The organism is bacterium SCSIO 12827 (genome assembly GCA_024397995.1).
Lineage (GTDB): Bacteria > Pseudomonadota > Alphaproteobacteria > Rhodospirillales > Casp-alpha2 > UBA1479.
The window spans coordinates 767,875-792,495 of the sequence record CP073746.1 but is presented as its reverse complement, the minus strand read 5'-3'; the positions used below and the strand labels follow the sequence as shown (position 1 = coordinate 792,495).

The 24,621-nt window shown below is 62.7% G+C and carries 24 protein-coding genes and 1 pseudogene; 4 read left to right on the top strand and 21 right to left on the bottom strand.

The window, feature by feature from the left end; translation table 11 throughout:
- The first annotated feature begins 82 nt into the window (after positions 1–82).
- Positions 83–787, top strand: coding sequence for a Sua5/YciO/YrdC/YwlC family protein (locus KFF05_03720; protein UTW52494.1), 705 nt, complete (start codon positions 83–85; stop codon positions 785–787).
- An 18-nt stretch (positions 788–805) separates the two neighbouring features.
- Here the strand turns inward: KFF05_03720 and KFF05_03715 are convergent, their stop codons facing one another.
- From KFF05_03715 to KFF05_03670, 10 genes are all read right to left on the bottom strand, one after another.
- On the bottom strand, positions 806–2,374 hold the full coding sequence (locus KFF05_03715) for a GNAT family N-acetyltransferase (protein ID UTW52493.1): 1,569 nt from the start codon (positions 2,372–2,374) through the stop codon (positions 806–808).
- Positions 2,375–2,470: 96 nt separating this feature from the next.
- Complete coding sequence (locus tag KFF05_03710) at positions 2,471–3,130, bottom strand: polysaccharide deacetylase family protein (protein UTW52492.1); 660 nt, start codon at positions 3,128–3,130, stop codon at positions 2,471–2,473.
- Positions 3,131–3,157: 27 nt separating this feature from the next.
- The gene (locus KFF05_03705; GenBank protein ID UTW52491.1) at positions 3,158–4,366 is read right to left on the bottom strand and encodes a pyridoxal phosphate-dependent aminotransferase; all 1,209 of its coding nucleotides are present in this window, start codon (positions 4,364–4,366) and stop codon (positions 3,158–3,160) included.
- Between the two features lie 156 nt (positions 4,367–4,522).
- Entirely contained in the window at positions 4,523–7,069 is a 2,547-nt protein-coding gene (locus tag KFF05_03700; protein UTW52490.1) for a TonB-dependent siderophore receptor, read from the bottom strand.
- Between the two features lie 144 nt (positions 7,070–7,213).
- Entirely contained in the window at positions 7,214–8,191 is a 978-nt protein-coding gene (locus tag KFF05_03695) for a FecR domain-containing protein (protein ID UTW52489.1), read from the bottom strand.
- A 102-nt stretch (positions 8,192–8,293) separates the two neighbouring features.
- Positions 8,294–8,794, bottom strand: a complete 501-nt coding sequence (locus KFF05_03690; GenBank protein UTW52488.1) for a sigma-70 family RNA polymerase sigma factor — start codon at positions 8,792–8,794, stop codon at positions 8,294–8,296.
- Between the two features lie 164 nt (positions 8,795–8,958).
- Positions 8,959–9,357 carry an SET domain-containing protein gene (locus tag KFF05_03685; GenBank protein ID UTW52487.1) on the bottom strand — a complete coding sequence of 133 codons (399 nt, stop codon included), beginning with the start codon at positions 9,355–9,357 and terminating at the stop codon, positions 8,959–8,961.
- An 85-nt stretch (positions 9,358–9,442) separates the two neighbouring features.
- Positions 9,443–10,810 carry a TRAP transporter large permease subunit gene (locus KFF05_03680; protein ID UTW52486.1) on the bottom strand — a complete coding sequence of 456 codons (1,368 nt, stop codon included), beginning with the start codon at positions 10,808–10,810 and terminating at the stop codon, positions 9,443–9,445.
- 58 nt (positions 10,811–10,868) lie between these two features.
- The gene (locus KFF05_03675) at positions 10,869–11,420 is read right to left on the bottom strand and encodes a TRAP transporter small permease subunit (protein UTW52485.1); all 552 of its coding nucleotides are present in this window, start codon (positions 11,418–11,420) and stop codon (positions 10,869–10,871) included.
- A gap of 95 nt (positions 11,421–11,515) precedes the next feature.
- Positions 11,516–12,583: a TRAP transporter substrate-binding protein gene (locus KFF05_03670; protein ID UTW52484.1), complete on the bottom strand. Its 1,068-nt coding sequence runs from the start codon at positions 12,581–12,583 to the stop codon at positions 11,516–11,518.
- A gap of 662 nt (positions 12,584–13,245) precedes the next feature.
- Between KFF05_03670 and KFF05_03665 the strand changes: the two genes are divergently transcribed.
- The 3 genes from KFF05_03665 (at position 13,246) to KFF05_03655 (ending at position 15,106) form a co-directional block, all read left to right on the top strand.
- Positions 13,246–13,899, top strand: a complete 654-nt coding sequence (locus KFF05_03665; protein UTW52483.1) for a DJ-1/PfpI family protein — start codon at positions 13,246–13,248, stop codon at positions 13,897–13,899.
- Positions 13,883–14,464 (top strand): helix-turn-helix transcriptional regulator, encoded by a 582-nt coding sequence (locus KFF05_03660; protein ID UTW52482.1) that lies wholly within the window; start codon positions 13,883–13,885, stop codon positions 14,462–14,464. The genes KFF05_03665 and KFF05_03660 overlap by 17 nt, the downstream gene beginning before the upstream one ends.
- A 237-nt stretch (positions 14,465–14,701) precedes the next feature.
- The gene (locus KFF05_03655; protein UTW52481.1) at positions 14,702–15,106 is read left to right on the top strand and encodes a cupin domain-containing protein; all 405 of its coding nucleotides are present in this window, start codon (positions 14,702–14,704) and stop codon (positions 15,104–15,106) included.
- A gap of 110 nt (positions 15,107–15,216) precedes the next feature.
- Here KFF05_03655 and ureG read toward each other — a convergent pair whose 3' ends face one another.
- From ureG to urtB, 11 genes and pseudogenes are all read right to left on the bottom strand, one after another.
- Complete coding sequence (gene ureG / locus KFF05_03650; GenBank protein ID UTW52480.1) at positions 15,217–15,861, bottom strand: urease accessory protein UreG; 645 nt, start codon at positions 15,859–15,861, stop codon at positions 15,217–15,219.
- Positions 15,858–16,547: an urease accessory protein UreF gene (locus KFF05_03645; GenBank protein UTW53566.1), complete on the bottom strand. Its 690-nt coding sequence runs from the start codon at positions 16,545–16,547 to the stop codon at positions 15,858–15,860. The genes ureG and KFF05_03645 overlap by 4 nt, the downstream gene beginning before the upstream one ends.
- Positions 16,540–17,043: an urease accessory protein UreE gene (gene ureE / locus KFF05_03640; GenBank protein ID UTW52479.1), complete on the bottom strand. Its 504-nt coding sequence runs from the start codon at positions 17,041–17,043 to the stop codon at positions 16,540–16,542. The genes KFF05_03645 and ureE overlap by 8 nt, the downstream gene beginning before the upstream one ends.
- A gap of 11 nt (positions 17,044–17,054) precedes the next feature.
- Positions 17,055–18,767 carry an urease subunit alpha gene (gene ureC / locus KFF05_03635; protein UTW52478.1) on the bottom strand — a complete coding sequence of 571 codons (1,713 nt, stop codon included), beginning with the start codon at positions 18,765–18,767 and terminating at the stop codon, positions 17,055–17,057.
- Entirely contained in the window at positions 18,767–19,087 is a 321-nt protein-coding gene (locus tag KFF05_03630) for an urease subunit beta (GenBank protein UTW52477.1), read from the bottom strand. Before KFF05_03630 ends, ureC begins: the two co-directional genes overlap by 1 nt.
- 11 nt (positions 19,088–19,098) lie before the next feature.
- Positions 19,099–19,401, bottom strand: a complete 303-nt coding sequence (locus KFF05_03625) for an urease subunit gamma (GenBank protein ID UTW52476.1) — start codon at positions 19,399–19,401, stop codon at positions 19,099–19,101.
- Between the two features lie 27 nt (positions 19,402–19,428).
- Positions 19,429–20,289 (bottom strand): urease accessory protein UreD, encoded by an 861-nt coding sequence (locus KFF05_03620; GenBank protein UTW52475.1) that lies wholly within the window; start codon positions 20,287–20,289, stop codon positions 19,429–19,431.
- A gap of 241 nt (positions 20,290–20,530) precedes the next feature.
- Positions 20,531–21,073 (bottom strand): annotated as a pseudogene (locus KFF05_03615) (ATP-binding cassette domain-containing protein).
- A gap of 17 nt (positions 21,074–21,090) precedes the next feature.
- Positions 21,091–21,837 (bottom strand): urea ABC transporter ATP-binding protein UrtD, encoded by a 747-nt coding sequence (urtD, locus tag KFF05_03610; protein UTW52474.1) that lies wholly within the window; start codon positions 21,835–21,837, stop codon positions 21,091–21,093.
- 4 nt (positions 21,838–21,841) lie between these two features.
- A complete protein-coding gene (gene urtC, locus KFF05_03605) occupies positions 21,842–22,984 on the bottom strand; it encodes an urea ABC transporter permease subunit UrtC (GenBank protein ID UTW52473.1) in 1,143 nt (380 codons plus the stop codon).
- Complete coding sequence (urtB, locus tag KFF05_03600; protein UTW53565.1) at positions 22,981–24,600, bottom strand: urea ABC transporter permease subunit UrtB; 1,620 nt, start codon at positions 24,598–24,600, stop codon at positions 22,981–22,983. Before urtB ends, urtC begins: the two co-directional genes overlap by 4 nt.
- Positions 24,601–24,621 lie beyond the last annotated feature (21 nt).

Genomic DNA, 24,621 nt, shown 5'->3' with positions numbered 1-24,621 from the left:
TTCACATATTTCTATTTGTCCCATCATCCCCGGCATGATCGACTGGCGCCCCGTCCACCCCAGACCATGCGAGCCCCTGATCATGCCCACGACCACCCCCACCACCGACAACCCCATCGGCCATGATGTCGAACAGGAAGCCCGCGACGTCATGGATGTGCTTGACCGCGGCGGCATCGCGATCATTCCGCTGAACGTCGCCTATGCCATCCTGGGCCGGACGGAGGACGCCATCCGCCGCATCTTCGAGGTCAAGCGCCGCAGTTTCGAGAAGCCGTCGGGGATGTTCGGGGGGGCGGCGGCCTCGGCCGATCTGCACGTGCTGGACGACGAGGCCCAGGCCATCCGCCAGGCCCTGATCGAAGACGCCGACCTGCCGTTTTCCATCGTCGCGGACTACCGGCGGGATCATCCGCTGCTGAACAGCGTCGAACCCTTTGTGCTGGAAACCTCGACCAAGGGGCCGACCATGGACATGCTGCTGAACGCGGGGCCGCTGCACAACGCCCTGGCCGCACTGAGCCACAGCCGCAGCACACCGGTGTTCGGCTCCAGCGCGAATCAGTCGCTGTCGGGCTCCAAATACACGGTCGCCGAGATCGAGCCCGAGGTGGTGGCCGCCGCCGACATCGTGATCGACCACGGACGCTGCCGCGACGCCAACGACCAGGGGTTGTCGTCGACCATCATCGATTTCCGTGATTACACGGTGGTCCGCGCCGGCTGCCGGTTCGACGAAATCACGGCCTTTGTGCAAGACCGCTTCGGGCGCCGCATCGCCGCCTGAGGCGGAACGCCACCGCCCCTAGTCGTGATCGCCCCGCCAATCGATGCGGTAAAGATCAAAACGCCGGTCCTTCAAATTCTGCACCGTGCCGGAATGGCGCGCGGTCTTCAGGTTGTCCAGCCGCAAATCGGCGAAGGCGACCATTTCCACGTTGGGCGTCGTGTCGGCGGCGATGCCGTCACGGGCGAAGGCGACGTCGCAGGGCGTCAGGATGCAGCTTTGTGCGTATTGGATGTCCATGTTGTCGACATTGGGCAGGTTGCCGACGTTGCCGGCCAGCACCACGAACATCTGGTTTTCCACGGCCCGCGCCTGCCCACAGTAGCGCACGCGCATGTAGCTTTGCCGCTCGTCCGTGCAGAACGGCACGAACAGAATCTGCGCCCCCTGGTCGACCAGATGGCGGGACAGTTCCGGAAATTCTGAATCGTAGCAGATGTTGACGCCGATCGGCCCGCAGTCGGTCATGATGGTCGAGACCTCCGTCCCGCCCTGGATATGCCACCAGTAGCGTTCGTTGGGCGTCGGGTGGATCTTGTCCTGACGATGGATGGAGCCGTCGCGCAGGCAGACGTAACAGGTGTTCCGAATATCGCCGTTTTCTTCGCGCGAGGGGTGCGACCCGCCGATGATGTTGATGTTGTAGCTGACGGCGAGGCCGCTCAAGAGCTCCTTCAGGGGCTCGGTATAGCGGGTCAGATGGGCAATGGCTTCCGACGCCGGAATCTGTTCGTTCTCGATCGACAGCAATTGCAGGGTGAACAGTTCGGGGAACACCACGAAATCGGATTTATAGTCGGCGACCACATCGACGAAGTATTCCACCTGGGCGGCGAATTCCTCGAACGATTTGACCCGCCGCTGCTGATACTGAACCAGGCTGACGCGGACCGTGTCGACGGAACGGTTGCTTGGGCGCGACGATACCGGTTCGGGCGCGATGTATTTCGGGTCGCGCCACACCAGATGCGCCGCATGGCCGCCGGATTCCTTATCCGACGGCAGATAGTTTTCCAGCACACCATAAATTTCGAACCCGTTGCGAAGCTGGAATCCGAGCACGGAATCCCGAAGGTTCTTGGCCGCCACCGCGTCCACATAGGCGCGGGGCGAGCCGATCTTCTTGGACCGCCGGGCATAGCCCGGGATACGGCCGCCGAACACGATTCCCTTCAGATGCAGTTCCGTCGCCAGCGCCTTGCGCGCCGCATACAGCCGCTGCCCGATGCGCAGCCCCCGGAACTCGGGATCGACGAAGACCTCCATGCCGTACAGCCAATCCCCGGCCGGATCGTGGCGCGAGGCGAAGCCGTTGCCGGTGATCTGCCACCAGGTATGGGCAGCGAAGGCGATCGCCTCGGCAATGCGGAAGGTGGCGCAATAGCCGACGATCTCGTCCTCGTAGGTGGCGACGAACTGGCCTTGCGGGAAATTGTTGATCTGGCCGCGCAGCTGGTCCGTCGAATAGGCGGACATGCCGGGATAGACCTTCTTATACAGCTTCTGGACCGCCGACACGTCGGCTGCCCGTGCATGGCGCACGACAAGTTTCGCCTTGGCTTCATTCGTCGCACTTTTGGTCGGCATGTCCGTCTCTTTCACTTTGCAAATGGGCGGCATTCCTTGGGGATGCCGCCGGGGTTCAATTTTGTGTGCTGGTCCCGTGTCGACCGGGTCTGCGGCTCAGGCGGCACCGGCCGTCTCGGTGACGCAGGCGCCGAAATCGCCCGTAATCCGCCCCCGGCGGAGCGGCACGCAATTCTCTGGAAAGTCCTGGCGGAAGGCGCCGCCCGCGTCCCGAACGCGGCCGATGAAGCGCTCCAGATGCGCCATGGCGCCCGTGGGCAGGTCGTGAACCACAATCAATGCGTGGTCAAGTGGAGAAATGATCTCCAGCGCCGTTTCGACCCATATTTCCGGCTCCGCCCAGTCGCGGGGGATGACGTTCCACAGCACGCAGGTATAGCGGCCGTCGATCAGATAGTCCGCGACCGGGCGGCTCAACAGATGCGGGCCGAGCGCCCCGCCGCCGCCGAACGGTCGGAAGAACTTGTCGGGATGGGCAAGGTCGCCGATCAGGGCTTGGGTGCGGCCGATCTCGGCCTCGGGCACGTCGAGGCCCGGCAGCTTCCCCAAAGGGGTTTCGTGGCTATAGGTATGATTGGCGATCCAGTGCCCCTCGGCCGCCGCGCGCTCGGCCAGCTTGCGCCGGGCCGGGTCGGCGATCTTGTGGCCCAGAACGAAGAAACTGGCGGGCACACCGGTCCGCGCCAGCACATCGAGCACCCCCGGCGTCACGTCGGGTTCGGGCCCATTGTCGAAGGTCAGGGTTACGTCGCGCATGGGCAGAGCCTAACGGACGAAGCCCCCCTACCGCAACGCCGCGCAGGCGCGCTGGATGCGCTCGCAGGCCTGGGTCAGTTCCTCGATCGCCGCCGCGTAGGAAATGCGGAAATAAGGCGACACCCCGTAGGCCCCGCCGTGGACCGTGGCAACCCCTTCCGATTCCAGCAGATACATGACGAAATCCCGATCGTTTTCGATGACCTGACCCGACGGCGTGGTCTTGCCGATCACCCCGGCGCAGTTGGGATAGACGTAGAACGCGCCCTTGGGCACGGGGCAGGAAATGCCCGACGCCTGGTTAAGCATGGAAACGACCAGATCGCGGCGCTCCTCGAAGGATTTGGAGCGTTCGGCGACATAGTCCTGCGGCCCGTTGAGGGCTTCCACGGCGGCAGCCTGACTGACCGAGGCCGCGCCCACGGTGACCAGGGACTGCAGCTTGATCATCTGCTTGACCAGGGACGGATGGGCCCCGGCATAGCCGATGCGCCAGCCGGTCATGGCAAAGGCCTTGGACACGCCGTTGACGGTCACCGTGCGGTCGAACAACTTGGGCTCCACCTTGGCGATGGTCGCGAACTTCAACCCGTCGAAGGCGATATGCTCGTAGATGTCGTCGGCGATGATGCCGACGCGGGGATATTCCAGCAGCACATCGGCAAGGGCGCGCAGATCGGCCTCTTCATAGACCGCCCCCGTCGGGTTGTTGGGCGAGTTGAGGAGCAGCCAGCGCGTCTTCGGCGTGATCGCCCCCCGCAACTGGTCCGGCGTCAGCTTGAAATCCTGGTCTTCCGCGCAGGGCACGATGACCGGCACACCGCCCACGAACTTGATCATGTCGATATAGGCCACGTAGTAGGGCGCCGGCAGGATGACCTCGTCCCCGTCGTCGGTCCCGGCGGTAAAGGCGTTGAAGATCACCTGCTTGGCGCCGTTGCCGACGATGATGTGGTCGCGCGTGTAGTCCAGGCCGTTCTCGCGCTTGAACTTGGCGATGATGGCGTCCTTCAGCGCGTTGGTCCCGGCGATGGGGGTATAGGTCGTCTGCCCCTCGCGCATGGCCCGGATCGCCGCTTCCATCACGTGGTCGGGGGTCGGAAAATCGGGCTGGCCCGAGGACAGAGAGATGATGTCCCGCCCCGCTTCCTTCATTTCGCGGGCGCGCTGCGTCATCACGGCGGAGGGCGAGGTTTCGATGCGGTCCATGCGGGCCGCGAATTCCAGATCGGTCATGGTGTTTCCTGCGGGCTGGCGTTTCTTGCGGGCTTGATTTTGCCCGGCCCCATCGTCCCCGTTTTCAGAATGCCGTCAAGAGCCTGCACGCGACTTATCGGCACACCAAGCCATCCAGGACGCAGTGTTGTTGAGAAATCTCTGCCCTCCGCGACCTCAAAGCCGGACGTTCAAGCCGACAAAGACCCCTAAAGGTGCCCCGAACTGGTTGTAGGAACTGGCGTTCCCCGGCGCCTCCAGATAGGTATTGTTCGTCAGGTTTCGTACATTGACTTGGAATTCAACGTTTTCCAACCCGCGATAAAACCCAACAAGGTCGAAACGTTGGTAGGCGGCGCTCTCGGCACCTCCCAGCGCATCCAGGTTATAGCCGCTATGGAAGTAAACCCCGCCACCGAACCCAAAACCTTCCATGGGGCCCGATTGGAACTGATATGTGGCGAAGACACGGCCGTAATAACTAAGCGGTGTGCGAAACGGCGCGTTACCTTTCTCACCGGCCGTGTTGCTCTTCGTGATCTCGATGTCCGCCCAGGAGAAGTTCGCATTCAGGCGCAAGCCCGGGGTGACTTCGCCTGTCAGGTCGAATTCGACCCCTTGGTGGCGCTGCTCACCGGTGGCGATCTTGGCGCTGGACCCGGTTGGCGCGTCGGGATCTGGAGTCGAGACATTCTGTCGGTATGTCCGGAACAGCGCCGACGTCAGCGACATCCGACCGTCCATAAAGTCGAACTTCGCGCCGATTTCGTAGTTTTGCGCAGTTTCCGACGGCAACAGGTTTTCGCTCAGGTCCACATCCGTCGCATTAGGCACGAAGGATTGCTGATAACCGCCATAAACGTTCACCCCGTCCATGACCTTGACCGAAGTTCCGGCGCGCATCGTCCATTCCGCGAGGTCGTCCCCGTTATGCGCCGTCGACGTGATGTGGCTGACGTCCGCCCAGTCGTGTCGTCCACCGAGAACGACCGTCACCCGGTCGAGAGGGCGGAGCACGGCTTGGCCGAAGATCGCTTGTTGTTCGAGTTCCGTCTCGTTGTTCGTCAGGTCGCCGAAATCGGCGCGCGACGCCGAATAGAACGTCGTCGGGTTGAGGATGCTTTGCGCGCCGAGAGATTTCCAGTTGGTGCCGTTGGTCGTTCGCGTCGACAGCAGGTCGAAACCGCCGACGAATTCATGGGTCCGTCCGAACGCTCGGACGGCCTTTTTCACGGTGGCCTCGGTGGCCATCGTTTCGGCATTCTGCCTGGAATAACCGGCCCAGATCGTCGTCGAATTGTTGGTGTTGCCGAAAGGCGTCAGGTTCAGACTAGTGATGTTTGATTTCAGATAGCGGCCTTTCACCGATACGCTGAGATCGTCCCGAAAGGCATGGTCGTAGTGGAACTCGGCGTTCTTTTCGACAACGTCGGTGAACGCCCCGCAGGTGTCCTTGTCCAGACAGCCGAGGTTCACGCTCGGCGCGTTGCCCGGAATGCCACCGTCGGCAAGAAGCGGTCCGCCCGAATAACTGGAGCCGTCGAACCGCTGATAATAGGACGTCAGGAACAGTTTTCCGGACCCATCGAAAGTATCGACCTCAAGCGAGGGAGAGAACGTGAACTGACGGGCATCGACCTCGTCGATGTATTCGCCGCCTTCTTCGGCCGCCATGATTATGCGGGCCCGCAGAGTGTCGTCGTCTATCAAGGTGCCACCCAGATCAGCGACGCCACGCTTCAGATCGAACGCGCCGCCTTCGAAGCTCAACTCGGCCAGATCGTCGGCCGTCGGCCGTTTGGTGATGCGATTGATGACGCCGCCCGGCTGCGACGCTCCACCGGCGATCGACGCCGGGCCCTTGAGGACTTCATAACGTACGACGAGTGCCGGGTCTGGCGCGAACCGGCTGGTCCCGGACAGGCCGTTGCTTTTGACCGCCCCCACGGTCTCGCCCGATTGATACCGGAAGCCGCGCATGACGATGTCTTCAGATCTCCCCAACCGCCGATTGCCTCGCGTCACGCCACTGACGCTCTCCAAGGCATCGCCTTGCGACCGTGAAAACGTATCTTTCATCAAATCTTCAGTGATGACATTGATCGACGACGGCGTTTCCTGGATAGGCACGGACACGCGCGTTGCAGTCGATGCGAAATCCGCCTTGTATCCCTGTGCCGGATCTTGCGTGGGCGAGACAGCCCCACCCCGGCCCTCCACCGAAACCGTGCCCAAGATTATACGGCTACCGCCGGCATCCGGTTTCTCCAACGCCACCATATCGCCGTTCATGCGGAAGGTGATGCCCGTGCCCTGGAGCATGGCGTTCAATGCCTGACGCCAGGTCATTTCTCCCTTAACCGAACGACTGGTCAGGCCCGCGACCAGGGGCGCGTCGGCGGTCGCCTGCAATCCCGCCTGACGGCCGAACAGGATCAACGCCTCGGCCAGCGGCTGGGCCGGGATGTCGAAGTCGCGGACATCCGCCTGGGCTTTTTCAGGGGCCTGTTCCGCGCGGACCTGTCCTGATTGCACCGGCTTGGGAGACGGTTGGACAGCCGGATCGGGCTGGGCCGCCGCCCCGTGGCCGGACAGCGCCACGACCATCAGCGCCCAGGCGCAGACGCCCGTGAGCCGGCCGCTTTTGCGCGGGATTATGGTGAAACGGTCCGTCGGAATGCCTCGGTAGTCCATCTGCTGGTCCCCCATTAGAGCTGGTCGCATGGGCATGTTTGCGAATGCAACGCATTCGCGCCCTTATTGAACCAACGGACGGGCGTTCGGGAATTCCAATAAAAGGATGAAAAAAAATCGCCCGCCTGCACTAACGGCGCGGCTGCGCCCGGCACTCCCGGCTTGCGACGGCGGCTACCAGTCCGTGACGACCAGAAGCCAGGGCGAAACTCGGCGCATGACCGCCCCATGGGACGACGCCAAGCCGCCCAGGGTCGCCGCCGGGTCGGTCAGATTATAGATGCCCGACACCCGCCGTTCGGCGAAGCGGCCGCTTTGCACGACGATGGCGCCCCGAAAATAAGGCCGAAGCGCATCCACCACCTCGCCCGCCGGGCGGTCGCGGGCGACGACCTCGCCGCCGCGCCAAGCCGCGATCTCGTCGACATGGGCCCGGCCGTGCCGAGTACCGCCGTTCCAGGTCACGTCGAGCCAGTCGCCCGGCGTCAGGTCCACGTGGGTCGGCGGCGCGGTCGACGCATCTTCAACCCGCACCCTGCCCTCGCTGACGGCGACGCGGGCGCCGCCCGATGCCATGCTGACACCGAAAGCCGTGCCCAGAACCGTCGCCGTGGTTTTCCCGGCGCTGACCCGGAACGGACGGTCCGGGTCGGGCTGGACCTCGAAGAACGCCCGCCCCTTGATCAGCTTCACCCGGCGTGCGCCCGGGGAAAAATCCACCGCGACGGCGCTTTCGGGCCCCAGGCGCAGGTGCGAACCGTCGGCCAGCCGCATGGCTCCCGTCTCGCCAGTCGCGGTGACCTGATCGGCCTGTATCCGCAGCAGAACATCCGGGACCACCGCGATCGCAAGGCAGGCGGCAAGCGCCAGGCCGACGGCCGCGATGGCTGTCTTCTTCCGCGCAATGTGCCGGGAATGGGGAAATTCGGCCGCTGCCGGCGCGATCCACTGATCCGCCGTCCGCGCCGCGCCCCGGCCAGCGAAATCATAGGCGCGGCGCGTGCGGGCCCAGATTTCCGCGTTGAGATCGTTGGCGCCGAGCCAAGTCTCGAACCGGCGGCGCAGATCCGCATCGTCAGGCCTCTCAGCCAGAACGATCAGCCATTCAGCGGCCTCAAGCTCCGCTTGGTCGGTGTCGGCTGGCGTGGTCATGACGCTCCGGCAATGGGGATCAAAACGGGGTCCGGCAGGCCGCCCCCATATATAGTAAACGCACGAGCGGACAAGTTTTCCAACAGGATCACGAAGGAACGGTCAAAGGCGACGCTGAAGATGCACGATGGCCTGCTTCAGCAGCACTTGGGTCATGGAGACCGAAATTCCCACGTGCTGGGCAATTTCCTTCATCGTGAACCCTCCAATGCGGTGCATTTCCAGGATCAGCCGCGCCCGGTCCGGCAGTTCGTCCATGGCCGCCATAACATTGCGCAACCCTTCGCGGGCGATCGCCTCGTCCTCTGGCGTGGGCGCACTGCCCGGCACGGCCTGCAACATCTCGTCCATGCCGGTGGCCGCGACGTATCGGTCCTCTAGCGTCTGACGGCGACGCCGGTCGAGGGCCAGATTCCGCACCACGCGATAGAGATAGCCCACTGGTTCATCCGGAATCTGATCGGCCGCCACCTTGCGGAACCGCAAGAAGGCCTCCTGCACCACGTCTTCGGCCCGCCAGGCATCGCCGACGATGCCGCTGGCGACGGTCACCAGACGCTGCCGATGGGCGATGTAAAGCGCGAGGGCTTGTTCGTTCGACACGGTGGGGACCCTTGTCCCTTTCGCGGCCAGCTCAACGATGCGCCGCCACGGTTAAATGATAATGATTCGCAATAAACATACAGCGATGCGATCCCGCACCGCAACCGTGTTGACGGTTCAGGCGGAACGACGCCCTGCGACACGGCCCTATTTACAGGACGGCTTCACGAGCCGGCGCATTTCACACATCGGCAGCCGACCGGCTTGATGTATTCCTCGAAGTACTCCTTGCCGTAATCGTAGGTGATTTCCTCACCTTCCCTGATCGGCCGGATCGCCTCGATGGTGATGCGCTTTTCATCATGGCTGACAAACGCCTTGGCGTTCGGCCGGCAGGAATGATTGATGTAGCGCGCCAGGTTGGAGCGCGGCGAACCGTCGATGTAATACTTGTCGTTCAGCTGAAACAGATAACGGTTCGGCTTGGCGTCGGCGTTCTTGGTGCTGAGGCGGGGGCCCGTGTACTCGATGAGTTCCTCGGACTTCTTGAAATCCCGAAGGGCGCGCAGCCCAAGTCCGGCGGACGCGCGGAATACCTTGAACTTCTTAGATTGTTTCTTCATGCCGGTTTCCGATGGTGAACGATGCGCCTTCTTTTATCAGGAATATCGCCCGCCGTGGACCCAATCAGGCGTTTCCCGCCCCGGCTCAGTCATAAACCAGATGCGGCAGCCACATGGCGATCTGCGGGAACAGCACCACCAGCGCCAGGCCGATCAACTGCAATCCGACAAAGGGGATGATCCCGGCATAGATATGCCCCATACGCACCCCCGGCGGGGCGATGCCTTTCATGTAAAACAGCGTGATCCCGAAGGGCGGCGTCAGGTACGAGGTCTGCAGGTTGACCGCGACGGCGATCGCGAACCAGGGCAACAGGTCTTCGGCGCTGACATGCCCCGCCAGATCCAGGCCCTCGACGATCGGCGTGAACACGGGCAGGACGATCAGGATGATCTCGATCCAGTCGAAGAAGAAGCCGAGCAGGAAGATCACCGCCAACATGATGAAGATGACGCCATGGGGTCCGATATCCAGGGCTGTAAAGACGCTTTCGATCAAGTCGTCGCCGCCCAGGGAACGGAAAACATAAGAGAACGCCGTGGCCCCCAGGAAGATCATGAAGATCATGACGTTGGTCATGGAGAATTCGGCGACCACCTCGCGCATGGTGGCCCAGGTCAGCTTGCCTTTCATGGCCGCCAGCAGGACCGCCCCGAAGGCACCGACGCCACTGGCTTCCGTCGGCGTCGCCCAGCCCAGGAAGATCGATCCCAGCACGATGAACATCAGGAATACCGGCGGCAGGAAGCTTTTGATGACCATGACCGTCAGGTTCACGGCCCCCCCGGGCCCTTCGTCGCTCCCGATCGACGGGGCGAGTTCGGGCTTGAACCAACACAAGACCAGGATGAACAGAACGTAGAGACCGGCCAGCATCAGCCCCGGCAACAGGGCCGCGATGAACAGCGTGCCCACGGAAACGGCCAGCATGTTGGCCAGGATGACCAGCATGATGCTGGGCGGAATCAGAATGCCGAGCGTGCCCGACGACGCGATGGTCGCCGTCGCCAGGCGTTTGTCGTAGCCACGGTCCAACATCACCGGCAGAGCGAGAAGGCTCATCATGATCACCGAGGCACCGACGATGCCCGTGGTCGCCGCCATGACCGTGCCCATGACCGTGACGGAAATCGCCAGCCCCCCCGGCACCCGCCGCAGCAAAACCTGCAAGCATTCAAGCAATTCCGTCGCCACGCCGCTTTTTTCCAGCATCGTGCCCATGAAGATGAACATGGGAATGGCGACCAGGATCGGTTTTTCGGCCACGCTGCCCCAGATGCGCGCCGTGATGTTGTAGAACTCGACCAGATTGAACACATCCAGTTCATGGCCGATGAACCCGAACACCAGGGATATCCCCCCCCGGATGAAGGCGACGGGAAACCCCGTGAACAACAGCAACGCCAGGGTCAGGAACATGATCGCAGGCAGGTATTCGGCGACGAACGTCATCGGCCCCTCGGTTCGTTTTTCATGAGTGCGGGATTTGTATGGGTAAGAGCGGACAACATCAGGTTTCCGCCAGATCCGGTCCGGCGCCGTCGTCGTCGCCTTGAGAAAATGTCCAGAGTGTGTGGATCTTTTCCAGCAGCACCGCGACCCCGGCCATCAGCAGCACGGACATGCCGATCGGGATCGCTGATTTGATGAGCCAGCGGTACGGCAGGCCGGTGGTCGAGGATGATACTTCGCCCTTGATGAAGGAACGATGCGTCAGTTCACCGCCGTAATAGATGACGACCAGGCAGAACGGCATCATGAACGTCAGAATGCCGATGATCTCGATCCAGCATTTCGTTCGTGGCCCCAGGTTCTCCCAAACCATGTCAATCCGCACATGGGCGTTTCGTACATAACCCAGGCCCAGGCAGAACATGAACAACACCGTGTGCAGGTGCCATTCGAGCTCCTGCAATTCGGAGGACCCGACGGAAAAGAACCGCCGGGACACGACATCGAACAGAATGACGGCCATCAGCAGGACCGCGGACCAGGCCGCGACGTTCCCGATGGCGGTGACGATCCTTTTAAGGATGTTCGAGACAGTTAACAGATGACGCACGACGCCCCCTTTTCAGGCGGGTTCCGGAGCGGAGGGATTAGTGCATCCCTCCGCCCCGTTTCGCCTGGTTGGCAAAACCCAAATGAGACCGGCGGCTATTCCTTGATGTAGCCGTTATCCGCCCACAGCCGGTATTCCTTGCGGAACGCCATATAGGTGTCATAGGCCTGCTTGAATTCGGGCGACTTCGCGGATTCCTCGGCGACCACTTCTTCCCAGGCCTTCTTGAAGGCGGCGAGGATTTCAGGTGACCACTGATGGATCGTCACCCCCTTCGATTTCAGGATCTTCATGGCCTCGAACTGATTTGCTTCGCCGAACGCGATGGCGCGGCCGATATTGTTGCCGCAGGTCGCCTCGATCTGCGCCTGTTGGGTCTTCGACATGGATTTCCACTTGTCCATGTTGAAGATCACCTCATATAGCGTCGCCGGCTGATGCCAGCCGGGGAAATAGTAATGCTTGGCGACCTGATAGAAGCCGAGCTTCAGGTCGACCGCCGGCATGGCGAACTCCGTGGCGTCGATGGTGCCCAATTCAAGGGCCGGGAAAATATCGCCGGCCGCCAGCAACTGGGCCGACCCACCGAGCTTTTCGATGACCTTTCCGCCCAGGCCGAAGATCCGCATCTTGATGCCCTTGAAGTCCTCGACGGATTTGATTTCGTTGCGGAACCAGCCGGACGCCTCGGCCACGGTGCCGCCGCAGATCAGCCCCTTGATATTATTGCGGGCATAGATCTCGTCGTACTGCTGCTTGCCGCCGCCTTCAAAGAAATAAGCCAGCAGTTCGGGCCAGCGGGGACCGAAGGGTAGGGCCGAGAATACGGCCAGGGCCGGGTTCTTGCCGTAGTAGTAGCCGGAAATTCCCCAGCACGCGTCAACCGCGCCGTTGGATACGGAATCGAAGCATTCGGCCGGCGGAATGAGCGCGCCCGGCTCGAACAATTGCATGCTGACGCTGCCGCCGGTGACCGCCTTGACGCTGGCGGCGATATCCTTGATTTGGCTGCCGACGTGCGGAACCTTGGTCGGGAACCAGCTTTGAACCTTAAGGCGGACTTTTTTGTCATCCGCAAACCCGGCCGTGCTGACGGAAACGACAAGCGCTCCAACAGCGGCGGCAACGGCAGTACGTTTTAGAGTTCTGAGAAAGCGACTCATTTTTCTGAAATCCTATCCTGGTTGTTGGCAATGGTATCTAGCGCCACATTGCGCGACCCCCGGACGGCGTTATCACGTGGGTATGTACTTGCGGGGCAAGCAGCAGAACCGGTGGCAGGGCTGTCCCTGAAATGCCGCCGGTGTCAGCCCAAGACGTTATGGGCCTTCAACGTGCCGGTGCGATGCCGCCCCCACAGTATGCATATGATTGGTCTGCGGGACGAAGTGGACAGTTGATCCCCGCATCCGATGCGCCTTCGGCGCAAATCTTATTCTCCCTTCGTTAGGCCTCCCGGCGGCACAGTTAACGTCTTTACGTCTCTGTCCTCTTGGTTTTGAAAATGTTGATTGATAGTATCCTGTTGGTCAACTTTTTTATTTTCAGGAAACCCTAAGGCATAAAGAATCAAGCCAAAAAATGGGGTTTATTTTTGTTTAAATTCATACAATATATTGATTTTACGTTGCTTTTTTGAAATTCTCCTTCTTGAAAAAAGTTTCCTAAAAATCTCTCACTACTCAAAAAGTTGACATATAGGGCAATTTAATCAATACAGTCGGCAACACGGGCGCTCCGGCGGATACCCTTTTTTCGCACCTCCGAATCAAGCCCGGCAGCCGCCTTGCATCAGGCCAAACAGGAAACGGAAGACAGAAGCCCCATGACCGCCGCTCCACGCTTTGCAATCTTCATCTATGACGGTGTCGAGCCCATCGACCTGGGCGCCACTTTCGGGACACTGTCCATGGCGCGCCGGATCGTCCCGGAAATCGAAATCTACCTGGTGGCGCAGGAAGCCGGTCCCGTTCCCCTGACCAACGGCATGGTCGTTCAGGCCAATTATGGGTTTTCCGACTGCCCGCCGGCGGATTATCTGATTGTTTCCGGCGGCCCCGGATGGCCGGAACAATGCAAGATTCCCGAGGTTGCGGACTTCATCCGAAAGCGCGCCGCCACGGAAGCCGTCGCCTCCGTCTGCACCGGCGCCATGATCCTGGCCAAGACCGGGCTGCTCGACAACCTGCAGGCCACGACGAAAAAAGAGATATCGGGCAACGAGACACCGCCGATCAATCTATTGGCGACCGCACACCCGGCCGTTAAGGTTGTAGACGCGCTGATCGTCGATAACGGCGCGATCCTAACGGGAGGGGGGGTTGTCTTGGCCATCGACGCCACACTACATCTGCTGTCACGCAGTCTAGGGCCGGAAGTCGCGGATGAAACCGCGCGCATCCTGGAATACAGCGAATCCTGGAAGCAGAACAAAGCGCAACGACCGACATATTATCCAAGCCATGCCGTCACTCAGTAATCAAATCGGCGGGAAACTGCGCAGCCTCAGGAAGTCGCGCAAGATGACCCTTGAGGCATTGGCGGCGCATACCGGCTTCACAAAAAGCTACCTCTCCAAGATCGAGAACTCGAAGAAGATCCCACCCATCGGATCCTTGGCCAAGATTTGCCAGTCCCTGGGAACGGATCTCGCCGATCTGTTCGGAAACGGCCCCATCGAAGACACCCCGTCCCCGCGTCACTGCATTGTCCGCGCCAATGAACGCCACACGGTGATCCGCGGCGGCACGTCCTTCGGCTACGACTACAAGGCTCTCGCCCATCGCCTGCCCAGCAAACACATGGACCCGTTCCTGTTCACCTTCCCCGAACGATTAGGCGCCGAAATCAGTTTCGAGCACGAGGGCGAGGAATTCATTTTCATCATCAGCGGCCGCGTCCGGTTCTTCATCGACCAGGAACAGACGGTGCTGGAGCCAGGCGACAGCATCTATTTCGATTCCACGCTGCGCCATCGCGGCGAGGCGATCAACGGCGAGGCCAAGGCCCTTGTCGTCGTCTACTCCCCCAAACGCAGCGATTAATCCTCCCCTAGCGCGTCACCAGAGCCAGATGGCATCATCACGCACGCCCTTTCGGGCGGGGAAACAATTACCAAAAATAGGGAAACTTTTTCGGCCACGCAATCTGATTAATTTTGTTAATTTTATGAATTATCTTTTAATTTCAATATATTAACTAGAAATATACCAACTTTACACCGGGAAACCTTCAACCTATTATGTTTCCTTATTGGAAACTTTTTAATTGGAGACCCCATCATGGCCACAAGAAAATCGAAGGTTGAGCCGACGCCCGGCGGATCCGTCTATGTCGATCCGGGAAAAATTGAGTGGAGCCCCAGCCAGTTCGAAGGCATCCAGATCAAGGTTCTGTACGAGGACCGTGAGAAGGGTGAGATGACCTGCCTGCTGAAGTGGGAGCCGGGCGCGACCCTGCCCATGCACAAGCACCCGGAAATCGAGCAGTCCTTCGTTCTCGAGGGATCGTTTTACGATCACGACGGCATCTGCCGCGCGGGCCAGTACGTTTGGCGCACGCCCGGATCCTTTCACGAAACCCACAGCGATGAAGGCGCCGTGCTTCTTGCTGTCTACCGCAAGCCGAACGTGTTTCAGAACACCGCCGGATTCTACAAAAACGACGACGCCAAGGGCTTCGACTGACGCTCAAGTCAATCGTCCCCCCGGGGCAATGCCGAGCCCGCCCCCTGGTTCGGCGGCGGATGCCTCCTCGAGGCATCCGCACCCCACCGGCCGCGTTGAAACGCGGATACCTATGATTGGGCTTGCCGGTCCTCGATGCCGGCCAGGCCGCCCAGCCCCCGCACAAGCGCCACGATCTCGGTCACGCCTGCCCCCGCCTTCATGTTCGTGAAAACGAAGGGGCGGTCACCCCGCATGCGTTTGGCGTCGCGGTCCATGACGGCCAAGTCGGCGCCGACATGGGGGGCCAGATCGGTCTTGTTGATGACCAGAAGGTCCGAACGGGTGATGCCCGGCCCACCCTTGCGGGGGATTTCCTCGCCGGCCGAGACGTCGATCACGTAGATGGTGATGTCGGCCAGTTCGGGCGAGAAGGTGGCCGCCAGGTTGTCGCCGCCCGATTCAATCAGGATCAGGTCCAGGCCCGGAAAGGTTTTCCGCATTTCCGCCACGGCGGCCAGATTGATGGACGCGTCCTCGCGGATCGCCGTGTGCGGGCAGCCCCCCGTTTCCACGCCCATGATACGCTCCGGCGCCAGAGCACCCCGCCGGGTCAAGGCCTCGGCGTCTTCCTTGGTATAGATGTCGTTGGTGATGGCGCAGATGTCGTGGGTGTCGCGGAAGGCCCGGCACAATTGTTCCATCAGCGCCGTCTTGCCGGAACCGACGGGCCCGCCGATGCCGACGCGGAGGGGTCCATGGGGGGATGTGGTCATGATCTGAAAAGCCTCGTGTACTGGGTTTCGTGGCGCATGGCGGCCACGTCGGAAAGAAAGGCGCAGCCGCCGAGGGCGGACAGGTCCGCCGCCCAGGCGGCCTCGGCTGTGCGGGCGACGGCGTCTTCCAACGCCGCCAGCACGCGCTGGCCGTCGGTCTGGCCAAGCGGGATCAACCGCACGCCCGCGGAAATCAGATTGGCCGCCACGGCATGGACATAGGCGTGTAGAGCCGCCTCCAGTGGCACCCCATGCCCCGCTGCCGCCCAGGCGACGGCCACGGGATAGGCGCAGTCGCCGGGGATGACCGCCGCATCGTCGTCGTCCCAGGGCCAGCTCGCCCGCGTGGCAAGCAGAAAGGCGTTGCCTTGAGCCGTGGTTTCCAGCCGCCGTTCCGACGAGGGACACAGCGCAACGGCAAGATCGTTGACCTCCGCCAGCCCGGCCCGATCCCCGGCGGTGGTGGCGTCATGGGCGCGGGCGAACAGCACGGCGTCGGACCAGGCCCCGCCATGGGCCAAGAGGTCGCGGAGCCAGCGTTCCAGCCCCGACCGGTCGGCCACCGTCCCCGTTTCCACCGCCCATTCCAGGCCGTGGCTGTAGGCGAAGGCGCCCACGGGATAGCCCGGCGACAGCCAGGCCAGCAGCCGGTAAAGCGCCCCCGAACTCATCAAGGACTTATCCATGGGAATGGCTTCCGTGCCCGTGATGATGGTCGTGGTCATCGCCGTGATCATGGCCATGGGTGCGGCCATGACCGTAGGCCCCGCCTTCCGGATTGAAGGGCGCCGACACATGGGTAACCGTCGCTCCCAGCTTAATCAGCATGTCCTCAATCACGTGATCGCGGCGGATGCGCAAACGGTCGCCCAGCAATTCCGTCGGCAGGTGACGATTGCCCAGATGCCAGGCGACGCGGACCAGATGATCGGCATCGTCACAGGTGACCTCGACCAGGGGTTCCGCCGCCGCCGTCACGACGACCAGACGGCCGTCGTCGAGCATCAGGGCGTCACCGTCGGCCAGGGCTTCGGCCTCGGCCAGGTCGAGCAGGAACGCCAGACCGCCCGTGCCCGTCATGGCGAGCCGCCGCCGATGGCGATGGTCAAAATCCAGCACCACCGTATCGGCGGCCGCCCCCGACCAGTCCCCTTTCCGCTTGAGCGCCGTTGCTCGAAGCATGTCCGTCTCCCTTAGAATAAGAAGTAGCGCTGCGCCATGGGCAGCACGTCCGCCGGCTCGCAGGTCAGCAATTCGCCGTCGGCCCGCACCTCATAGGTTTCCGGATCGACCTCGACCTTGGGCGTGGCATCGTTCAGGACCATGGATTTCTTGGAAATGCCGCCGCGCGTGTTCTCGACCGCCAGCAGTTCCTTGGCTGCGCCCAGGTTATGGGCGATGCCGTCGTCAAGCGCCGCCTTGGACACGAAGGTCACGCCGGACGCCGCCATGGACCGCCCGAAGGCGCCGAACATGGGGCGGTAGTGGACCGGCTGCGGGGTCGGGATGGAGGCGTTGGGATCACCCATGGCCGCCGCCGCGATGGTGCCGCCGATCAGGATCATGTCCGGCTTCACGCCGAAGAAGGCGGGCGACCACAGCACCAGGTCGGCGCGCTTGCCGACCTCGACCGAGCCGACATGCTTGGACAGGCCGTGGGCGATGGCTGGGTTGATCGTGTACTTGGCGATGTAGCGTTTGACGCGCAGGTTGTCGTTGTCTCCCGTCTCCCCCGCAAGCCGGCCGCGCTGGCGCTTCATCTTGTCGGCGGTCTGCCAGGTGCGGATCAACACCTCACCCACCCGGCCCATGGCCTGGCTGTCCGAGGCGATGATCGAGAACGCCCCCAGATCGTGCAGGATGTCTTCCGCCGCGATGGTTTCCTTGCGGATGCGGCTTTCGGCGAAGGCGACGTCTTCGGGGATATTGCTGTCCAGGTGATGGCAGACCATCAGCATGTCCAGATGTTCTTCGAGCGTGTTCACCGTGTAGGGCCGGGTCGGGTTGGTCGAGGACGGGATCACGTTCATCTCGCCGCAGACCTTGATGATGTCCGGCGCATGGCCGCCGCCCGCCCCTTCCGTGTGGAAGGCATGGATCGTCCGGCCCTTGAAGGCATTGATGGTGTTCTCGACAAAGCCGGACTCGTTCAGCGTATCCGTGTGGATCATCACCTGCACGTCCATGTCGTCGGCGACGGACAGGCAGCAGTCGATCGCCCCCGGGGTGGTGCCCCAGTCCTCATGCAGTTTCAGGGAACAGACCCCGGCCCGGACCTGTTCGATCAGGGCCGCCGGCTGCGCCGCGTTGCCCTTGCCCGCGAAGGCAAGGTTCATGGGCAGGCCGTCCGCCGCCTGGATCATGCGCCCGATGTGCCAGGGGCCGGGGGTGCAGGTCGTGGCGTTGGTGCCCGTGGCCGGGCCCGTGCCACCACCCAGCATGGTGGTGACGCCCGACATCAGGGCCTCGTCCACCTGCTGCGGGCAGATGAAATGGATATGCACGTCGAGGGCGCCTGCGGTCAGGATCTTGCCCTCGCCGGCGATGGCTTCCGTGCCCGGGCCGATGACGATGTCGACGCCCGGCTGGGTATCCGGATTGCCCGCCTTGCCGACGGCGACGATGCGCCCGTCCTTGAGCCCCACATCAGCCTTGACGATGCCCCAATGGTCGACGATCAGCGCATTGGTGATGACCGTGTCTACCGCCCCCTCGGCGTGGGTCGCCTGGGATTGGCCCATGCCGTCGCGGATGACCTTGCCGCCGCCGAACTTGACCTCCTCCCCATAGGTGGTGAAGTCCTTTTCGACTTCGATGAACAACTCCGTATCGGCCAGCCGCACACGGTCGCCCACGGTCGGGCCGAACATGTCCGCATAGGCCGCCCGATTAATCTTTGCCGGCATCAGTTCGCTCCCCCGTCGAGATCACCCATGACCTTTTGATTGAAACCGTAGACCTTGCGCGCGCCAAGAAGCGGCACCAGGGTCACGTCGCGGGACTGGCCCGGCTCGAACCGCACGGCCGTGCCCGATGCGATGTCGAGGCGCATGCCGCGCGCCTTCTCCCGATCGAAGTCCAAGGCGCTGTTGGTTTCATAGAAATGATAGTGGCTGCCGACCTGAACCGGGCGGTCGCCCGTGTTGGCGACGGTCAAGGTCACGGTCGGCTGGCCCGCATTCAATTCGATCTTGCCGGGGGCCGCGATGATTTCACCTGGGATCATGGCATCCTCCCTTAACGGATCGGGTTGTGGACGGTGACCAGCTTGGTCCCGTCGGGAAAGGTCGCTTCAACCTGCACGTCGTGGATCATCTCAGGAATCCCTTCCATGACCTGATCACGGGTGATGACATGGGCCCCCGCCTCCATCAGGTCGGCGACGGATCGCCCGTCGCGAGCCCCCTCGACCACGAAGTCGGAAATCAGCGCGATGGCTTCCGGATGGTTCAGCTTGACCCCCCGCTCCAGCCGCTTGCGCGCGACCATCGCCGCCATGGAAATCAGCAGCTTGTCCTTTTCTCTGGGTGTCAGGTTCATGGATCCTCCCTTTATCTTCTTTGACGTCTAGAGGTGCCAGACACGGGGCAGCGCCCGCCCGGCCAGCAGATTGAGCAGCGGGACCAGAATGGCCCGAAGCGCCCGGTCGTCGGCGGCGACCAGACGGCAGATCAGCAGGCCCGGCATCGCACTCGCCCCCGCTGTCGCCAGCGCATCCAGCACCGCCCGCGCGTCCACCAATTTTTCTTCCGCCCCGGGGGCGGCCAGGACCACCGTCGCCATCGCCTTGTTGCCCGCCAGAACGGCGGGGCCGGCGGCCACGGCGTCGATATCGCCGCCGATCCGCGCCGCGTCGGCAAAGATCAATTTTCCGTCGCGGCGGATGCGCCAGGAATCGGCGAACGCCCCGCCGGCAACCGTCTCGCCCGAAGCGACCCGCCCCAGCACCAGGGCCTCGACCGCGAGGAACGCCGCGTCGCCGCTAAGGTCTACATCCAGGGTCCGCTCCAGCCGCCCGCCATCGAACAGAATGGTTTCCTGGGGCAGCCAGTGCAGGCACGCCCCGGCATCGGCGGAAAGCCGCGTATCGACCCGCGCCGGCTGATCCCCCGTGGCGCGGTAGACCCGCTCGCAGGCCTGGGAGGTCAGGACCAGGGACGTGCCCGGCCCGGCCAGGGCCTCGGTCGCATAGACGTCGCCGCCCGTGAGGCCGCCCGCCGTGTTGAGCAGCACCGCCTCCACCCCCGGATCAGTGGCTAACGGGCCATAAACCTTGGGCAGGCGGATTTTGGCGCAGCCGTCCTGATACAGGTCCGCCAGGCGCGTGATGCCGTCTTCGGCCCGGACCGCGATCCGGGCCCGACCGCGGGCGCGCTGAAGGGGAATGATCTCGCCGGGCCGGTCAGACGGTGAGGTGCCGTCGTACATCGTCCGCGTCCAACTCGCTCTTGTCACCGGCGACAATGACCTCGCCCCGGTCCATGACGGTGATGGCGTCGGCCAATTCGTGGGCGAAATCAAAATACTGTTCGACCAGCAGGATCGCCATTTCCCCCTTCTCGCGCAAGTAGGAAACCGCGTCCTTCACCGTCCTGTTGGTCGCGCCGTTGGTTTCCCGGGGCGGCGTGTCGTAGACCCGGAAGGACGACGCCTCGTCCTGCTTGTTCGACCGGTCGCGCAGGAATTTGATGGCGCCGCCGATGTCCTTGATGATGGAAGGCTGAATGCCTTCCGTCGGCTCGTCCAGCACCAGCAGGCGCGGCCGCGTGACCAGCGCCCGGCCGATCGCCAATTGCTGCTGCTGGCCGCCGGACAGGTCGCCACCCCGGCGCTTCAGCATGTCTTTCAGCACGGGGAACAGCTCGAACACCTCGTCGGGGATGAACCGCAGCTTGGCCGGCAGGCCGGCATAGCCCGTTTCCAGGTTTTCCTGCACGGTCAGCAGGGGGAAGATTTCCCGCCCTTGGGGCACATAGGCGATGCCGCGCCGGGCCCGGTCGAAGGTCGCCAGTGAATTGACCGAGTCCCCGTCCCACAGAATGTCGCCGTTCGCGATGGGATGGTGGCCGACGATGGCACGCAGCAGGCTGGTCTTGCCGACGCCGTTGCGGCCCAGGACACAGGTCACCTTGCCGACCTCGGCTTTCATGCTGACGCCGCGAAGGGCTTGGGCGGCGCCGTAGAACAGGTCGACGTTTTGGACTTCAAGCATCTCTCGTCTTCCTCTTCCTAGCGTCCCAGATAAACTTCGATGACGCGCTCGTCGGCGCTGACGTAATCGAGCGTCCCCTCAGCGATGGCCGAGCCTTCGTGCAGCACGGTGACCTGCACGTCCAGGTCGCGCACGAAAGTCATGTCGTGTTCGACGACGACCACGGAATGGCGCTGGGCGATGTCGCGCAAGAGCCGCGCCGTTTCTTCCGTTTCCGCGTCGGTCATGCCGGCGACCGGTTCGTCCACCAAAAGAAGCTTGGGGTCCTGGGCCAGCAGCATGCCGATCTCCAGCCACTGTTTCTGGCCGTGGGACAGGTTGGCGGAAATCTCGTCCTTCACACGGGTCAGGCGGATGATTTCGAGGATATCCTCGATCTCTTTCCTATCCTTGGCGCCCGTGATGTGGAACAGGGTGTCCCAGGCCCGCCGCCCGGATTTCAGCGCCAGGACAAGGTTGTCCCAGACCGTGTGGTTCTCGAACACGGTCGGTTTCTGGAACTTGCGACCGATGCCGAGGGACGCAATCTCGGCCTCGTCCATGCGGGTCAGGTTCACGGTCTCGTCGAACAGCACGCGGCCGTTGTCGGGCTTCGTCTTGCCGGTGATGACGTCCATCATCGTGGTCTTGCCGGCCCCGTTGGGGCCGATGATGGCGCGCATTTCGCCGGGCTTTACCGTCAGCGACAGGTCACGCAGCGCCCGGAAGCCATCGAACGAGACGTTGACGTTTTCCAGATAAAGGATCGAGCTTTTCAACGACATGCGCTCAATCCCCTTCCTGCGGCTGGGGTGCGGCGGCGGCATCCTTGGACGCGCGGCGCTTGGCCTTCCAGTCGTCATAGGTGCCGACGATGCCCTTGGGCAGGAACAGGGTCACGGCGATGAACAGCCCGCCCAGCGCGAACAGCCAGAATTCCGGCAGGATGCCCGTGAACAGGGTCTTGCCGAAGTTGACGATGATCGCCCCCACCGTCGCCCCCACCAGGGTCCCCCGGCCGCCGACGGCGACCCAGATCACGACCTCGATGGAATTGGCGGGCGTGAATTCCGACGGGTTGATGATGCCGACCTGGGGCACGTAAAGCGCGCCCGCGACCCCCGCCATGCAGGCCGACAGGGTCCAGACCAGAAGCTTGTAGTTCTCGGGCCGATACCCCAAAAACCGGGTCCGGCTTTCCGCGTCGCGCACGGCGATCAGGACTTTGCCGAACTTGGAATTGACCAGCGCCTTGCAGATGATGAAGCCGAGCGCCAATGCCACCGCCGACGCCACCAGCAGGCCGACGCGGGTTGAATCCGCCTGCACGTCGAAGCCCAGGATTTCCTTGAAATCGGTCAGGCCGTTGTTGCCGCCGAAACCCATGTCGTTGCGGAAGAAGGCAAGCATCAGGGCGAAGGTCAGGGCCTGGGTGATGATCGAGAGATAGACCCCCGTGACCCGCGAGCGGAAGGCGAACCAGCCGAATACGAAGGCCAGCACCCCGGGCACCACGATGACCATCAAGGCCGCGAACCAAAACTGGTCGAAGCCGTACCAGAACCAGGGCAGTTCCTTGTAGTTCAGGAACACCATGAAGTCGGGCAGGATCGGGTCGCCATAAACACCGCGGGTGCCGATCTGGCGCATCAGGTACATGCCCATGGCGTAGCCGCCGAGGGCGAAGAACGCCGCATGGCCCAGCGACAGCACGCCGCAGAACCCCCAGACGAGATCCACCGAGAGCGCCAGCAAGGCATAGCAAAGATACTTGCCGAGCAGCGCCACCGAATAGGACGAGACATGCAGCGGACTGTCCGCGTCGGTGCCGAGGCTGAGCACGGACACCCCGATGACGATCAGGAACAACAGCCCCAGGAAGATTGCCGTGCGGCGGTCGAAGCCGCCTTGAATGAGCTTGAGAGTCATCATGTCTCGATCGCCCGGCCCTTGAGGGCGAACAGCCCCCGTGGACGTTTCTGGATGAACAGGATGATGAACACGAGGACCAGGACCTTGCCCAGCACCGCCCCCGCATAGGGTTCAAGGAACTTGTTTGCGACGCCCAGCGTCATGGCCCCGACCAGGGTGCCCCACAGGTTGCCGACCCCGCCGAACACCACGACCATGAAGCTGTCGATGATGTAGGACTGGCCCAGGTTGGGGCTGACGTTGTCGATCTGGCTGAGCGCCACACCGGCGATCCCGGCAATCCCGGAACCCAACCCGAAGGTCACGGCATCGACCCAGCTGGTGCGGATGCCCATGGCGCCGGCCATGCGGCGGTTCTGGGTGACGGCGCGCATCTGCAGGCCGAGGGAGGTCTTTTTCAAAACCGCCATCAGGGCGAACAGCACGACCAGGGAAAACACAATGATCCACAGCCGATTGTAGGTGATGGTCAGGTGGCCGATCTCGAAGGCGCCGGCCATGTAGTCGGGGGTGCCGACCTCGCGGTTGGAGGGCCCGAAGATGGTGCGCACGGCCTGCTGCAGGACCAGCGAAAGGCCCCAGGTCGCGAGCAGGGTTTCCAGCGGGCGGCCGTATAGGAAGCGGATGATGCAGCGTTCCACCGCCATGCCGATGGCGCCCGCGACCAGAAAGGCGAGCGGCACCGATATCAAAAGGGAGTAGGCGAACATTTCCGGCATCGAGGTGCGGATGACTTCCTGCACCATGAAGGTCACGTAAGCGCCGATCATCACCATTTCACCGTGGGCCATGTTGATGACCCCCATGACGCCGAAGGTGATGGCAAGGCCGATGGCGGCCAGCAGCAGGACCGAGCCCAGCGACAGGCCGTACCAGACGTTCTGCGCCGCGCCCCACAGTTCCAGGGTCTGGCGGATGGATTTTGCCGTGGCCTCGGCGGCGGCCTTCACGGCGCCCTCCGATTGCGCGGCGGCGGCAAGGGCAACGGAAAGCGCGTCACGGTCGCCGCGTTCTTCGATCAGCTTGAGGGCCGCGATCTTGTCGGCCTCTGGCACGTCGGATTTCAGCTGCACGGCGGCGCGGGCCCCCTGCAGCGCCTTCCTCACCTTGTCTTCGGTCTCCTTGAGGATCGCGGCCTCGAGGGGGGCGAGCATGTCCGGGTCCTGGGATTTGAATACCGCACCCGCCGCCTTGAGGCGCGCCGCGGGGTCCTTGGACAGCAACGTCAGGCCGCCGAGAGCCGCTTTCAGTTCGCGCCGCAGGCGGTTGTTCACGCGGATCTTCTTGACCGAGAAGCTGTCGGACGCACCGGCATCCTGACCCGAAAGCGGGTCGATCAGGGCGAAACCGCCGTCGGTCTTTTTGGTGATGAAGACTTTCTTGTCGGAGGGCCGGACATAAAGGTCGCCGGCCAGAAGAGCCTCGAGCGCCTGGACGACGCGGTCGTCGCTGGAAGCCGCAAGGGCCTGAATTTGCTTGCCCGTGTCGGAGAACCCGCCCGTGCCCAGGGCATCGATCTGCGCCTGGAGGGCCTCATCCGCCGCCTGGGCCGGCCCTGCCGGAATCAGCCCGGCCAGGGCCAGGAAAAGCAATAATGAAGGAAGTATTCGCGCCATGGACCTGCCGCCGTTGCCAGG

Coding starts and splice junctions, on each gene's coding strand:
- KFF05_03720 (UTW52494.1), top strand. CDS start 83: ATGCCCACGACCACCCCCACCACCGACAACCCCATCGGCCATGATGTC.
- KFF05_03715 (UTW52493.1), bottom strand. CDS start 2,374: ATGCCGACCAAAAGTGCGACGAATGAAGCCAAGGCGAAACTTGTCGTG.
- KFF05_03710 (UTW52492.1), bottom strand. CDS start 3,130: ATGCGCGACGTAACCCTGACCTTCGACAATGGGCCCGAACCCGACGTG.
- KFF05_03705 (UTW52491.1), bottom strand. CDS start 4,366: ATGACCGATCTGGAATTCGCGGCCCGCATGGACCGCATCGAAACCTCG.
- KFF05_03700 (UTW52490.1), bottom strand. CDS start 7,069: ATGCGACCAGCTCTAATGGGGGACCAGCAGATGGACTACCGAGGCATT.
- KFF05_03695 (UTW52489.1), bottom strand. CDS start 8,191: ATGACCACGCCAGCCGACACCGACCAAGCGGAGCTTGAGGCCGCTGAA.
- KFF05_03685 (UTW52487.1), bottom strand. CDS start 9,357: ATGAAGAAACAATCTAAGAAGTTCAAGGTATTCCGCGCGTCCGCCGGA.
- KFF05_03680 (UTW52486.1), bottom strand. CDS start 10,810: ATGACGTTCGTCGCCGAATACCTGCCTGCGATCATGTTCCTGACCCTG.
- KFF05_03670 (UTW52484.1), bottom strand. CDS start 12,583: ATGAGTCGCTTTCTCAGAACTCTAAAACGTACTGCCGTTGCCGCCGCT.
- KFF05_03665 (UTW52483.1), top strand. CDS start 13,246: ATGACCGCCGCTCCACGCTTTGCAATCTTCATCTATGACGGTGTCGAG.
- KFF05_03660 (UTW52482.1), top strand. CDS start 13,883: ATGCCGTCACTCAGTAATCAAATCGGCGGGAAACTGCGCAGCCTCAGG.
- KFF05_03655 (UTW52481.1), top strand. CDS start 14,702: ATGGCCACAAGAAAATCGAAGGTTGAGCCGACGCCCGGCGGATCCGTC.
- ureG (UTW52480.1), bottom strand. CDS start 15,861: ATGACCACATCCCCCCATGGACCCCTCCGCGTCGGCATCGGCGGGCCC.
- KFF05_03645 (UTW53566.1), bottom strand. CDS start 16,547: ATGGATAAGTCCTTGATGAGTTCGGGGGCGCTTTACCGGCTGCTGGCC.
- ureE (UTW52479.1), bottom strand. CDS start 17,043: ATGCTTCGAGCAACGGCGCTCAAGCGGAAAGGGGACTGGTCGGGGGCG.
- ureC (UTW52478.1), bottom strand. CDS start 18,767: ATGCCGGCAAAGATTAATCGGGCGGCCTATGCGGACATGTTCGGCCCG.
- KFF05_03630 (UTW52477.1), bottom strand. CDS start 19,087: ATGATCCCAGGTGAAATCATCGCGGCCCCCGGCAAGATCGAATTGAAT.
- KFF05_03625 (UTW52476.1), bottom strand. CDS start 19,401: ATGAACCTGACACCCAGAGAAAAGGACAAGCTGCTGATTTCCATGGCG.
- KFF05_03620 (UTW52475.1), bottom strand. CDS start 20,289: ATGTACGACGGCACCTCACCGTCTGACCGGCCCGGCGAGATCATTCCC.
- urtD (UTW52474.1), bottom strand. CDS start 21,837: ATGTCGTTGAAAAGCTCGATCCTTTATCTGGAAAACGTCAACGTCTCG.
- urtC (UTW52473.1), bottom strand. CDS start 22,984: ATGATGACTCTCAAGCTCATTCAAGGCGGCTTCGACCGCCGCACGGCA.
- urtB (UTW53565.1), bottom strand. CDS start 24,600: ATGGCGCGAATACTTCCTTCATTATTGCTTTTCCTGGCCCTGGCCGGG.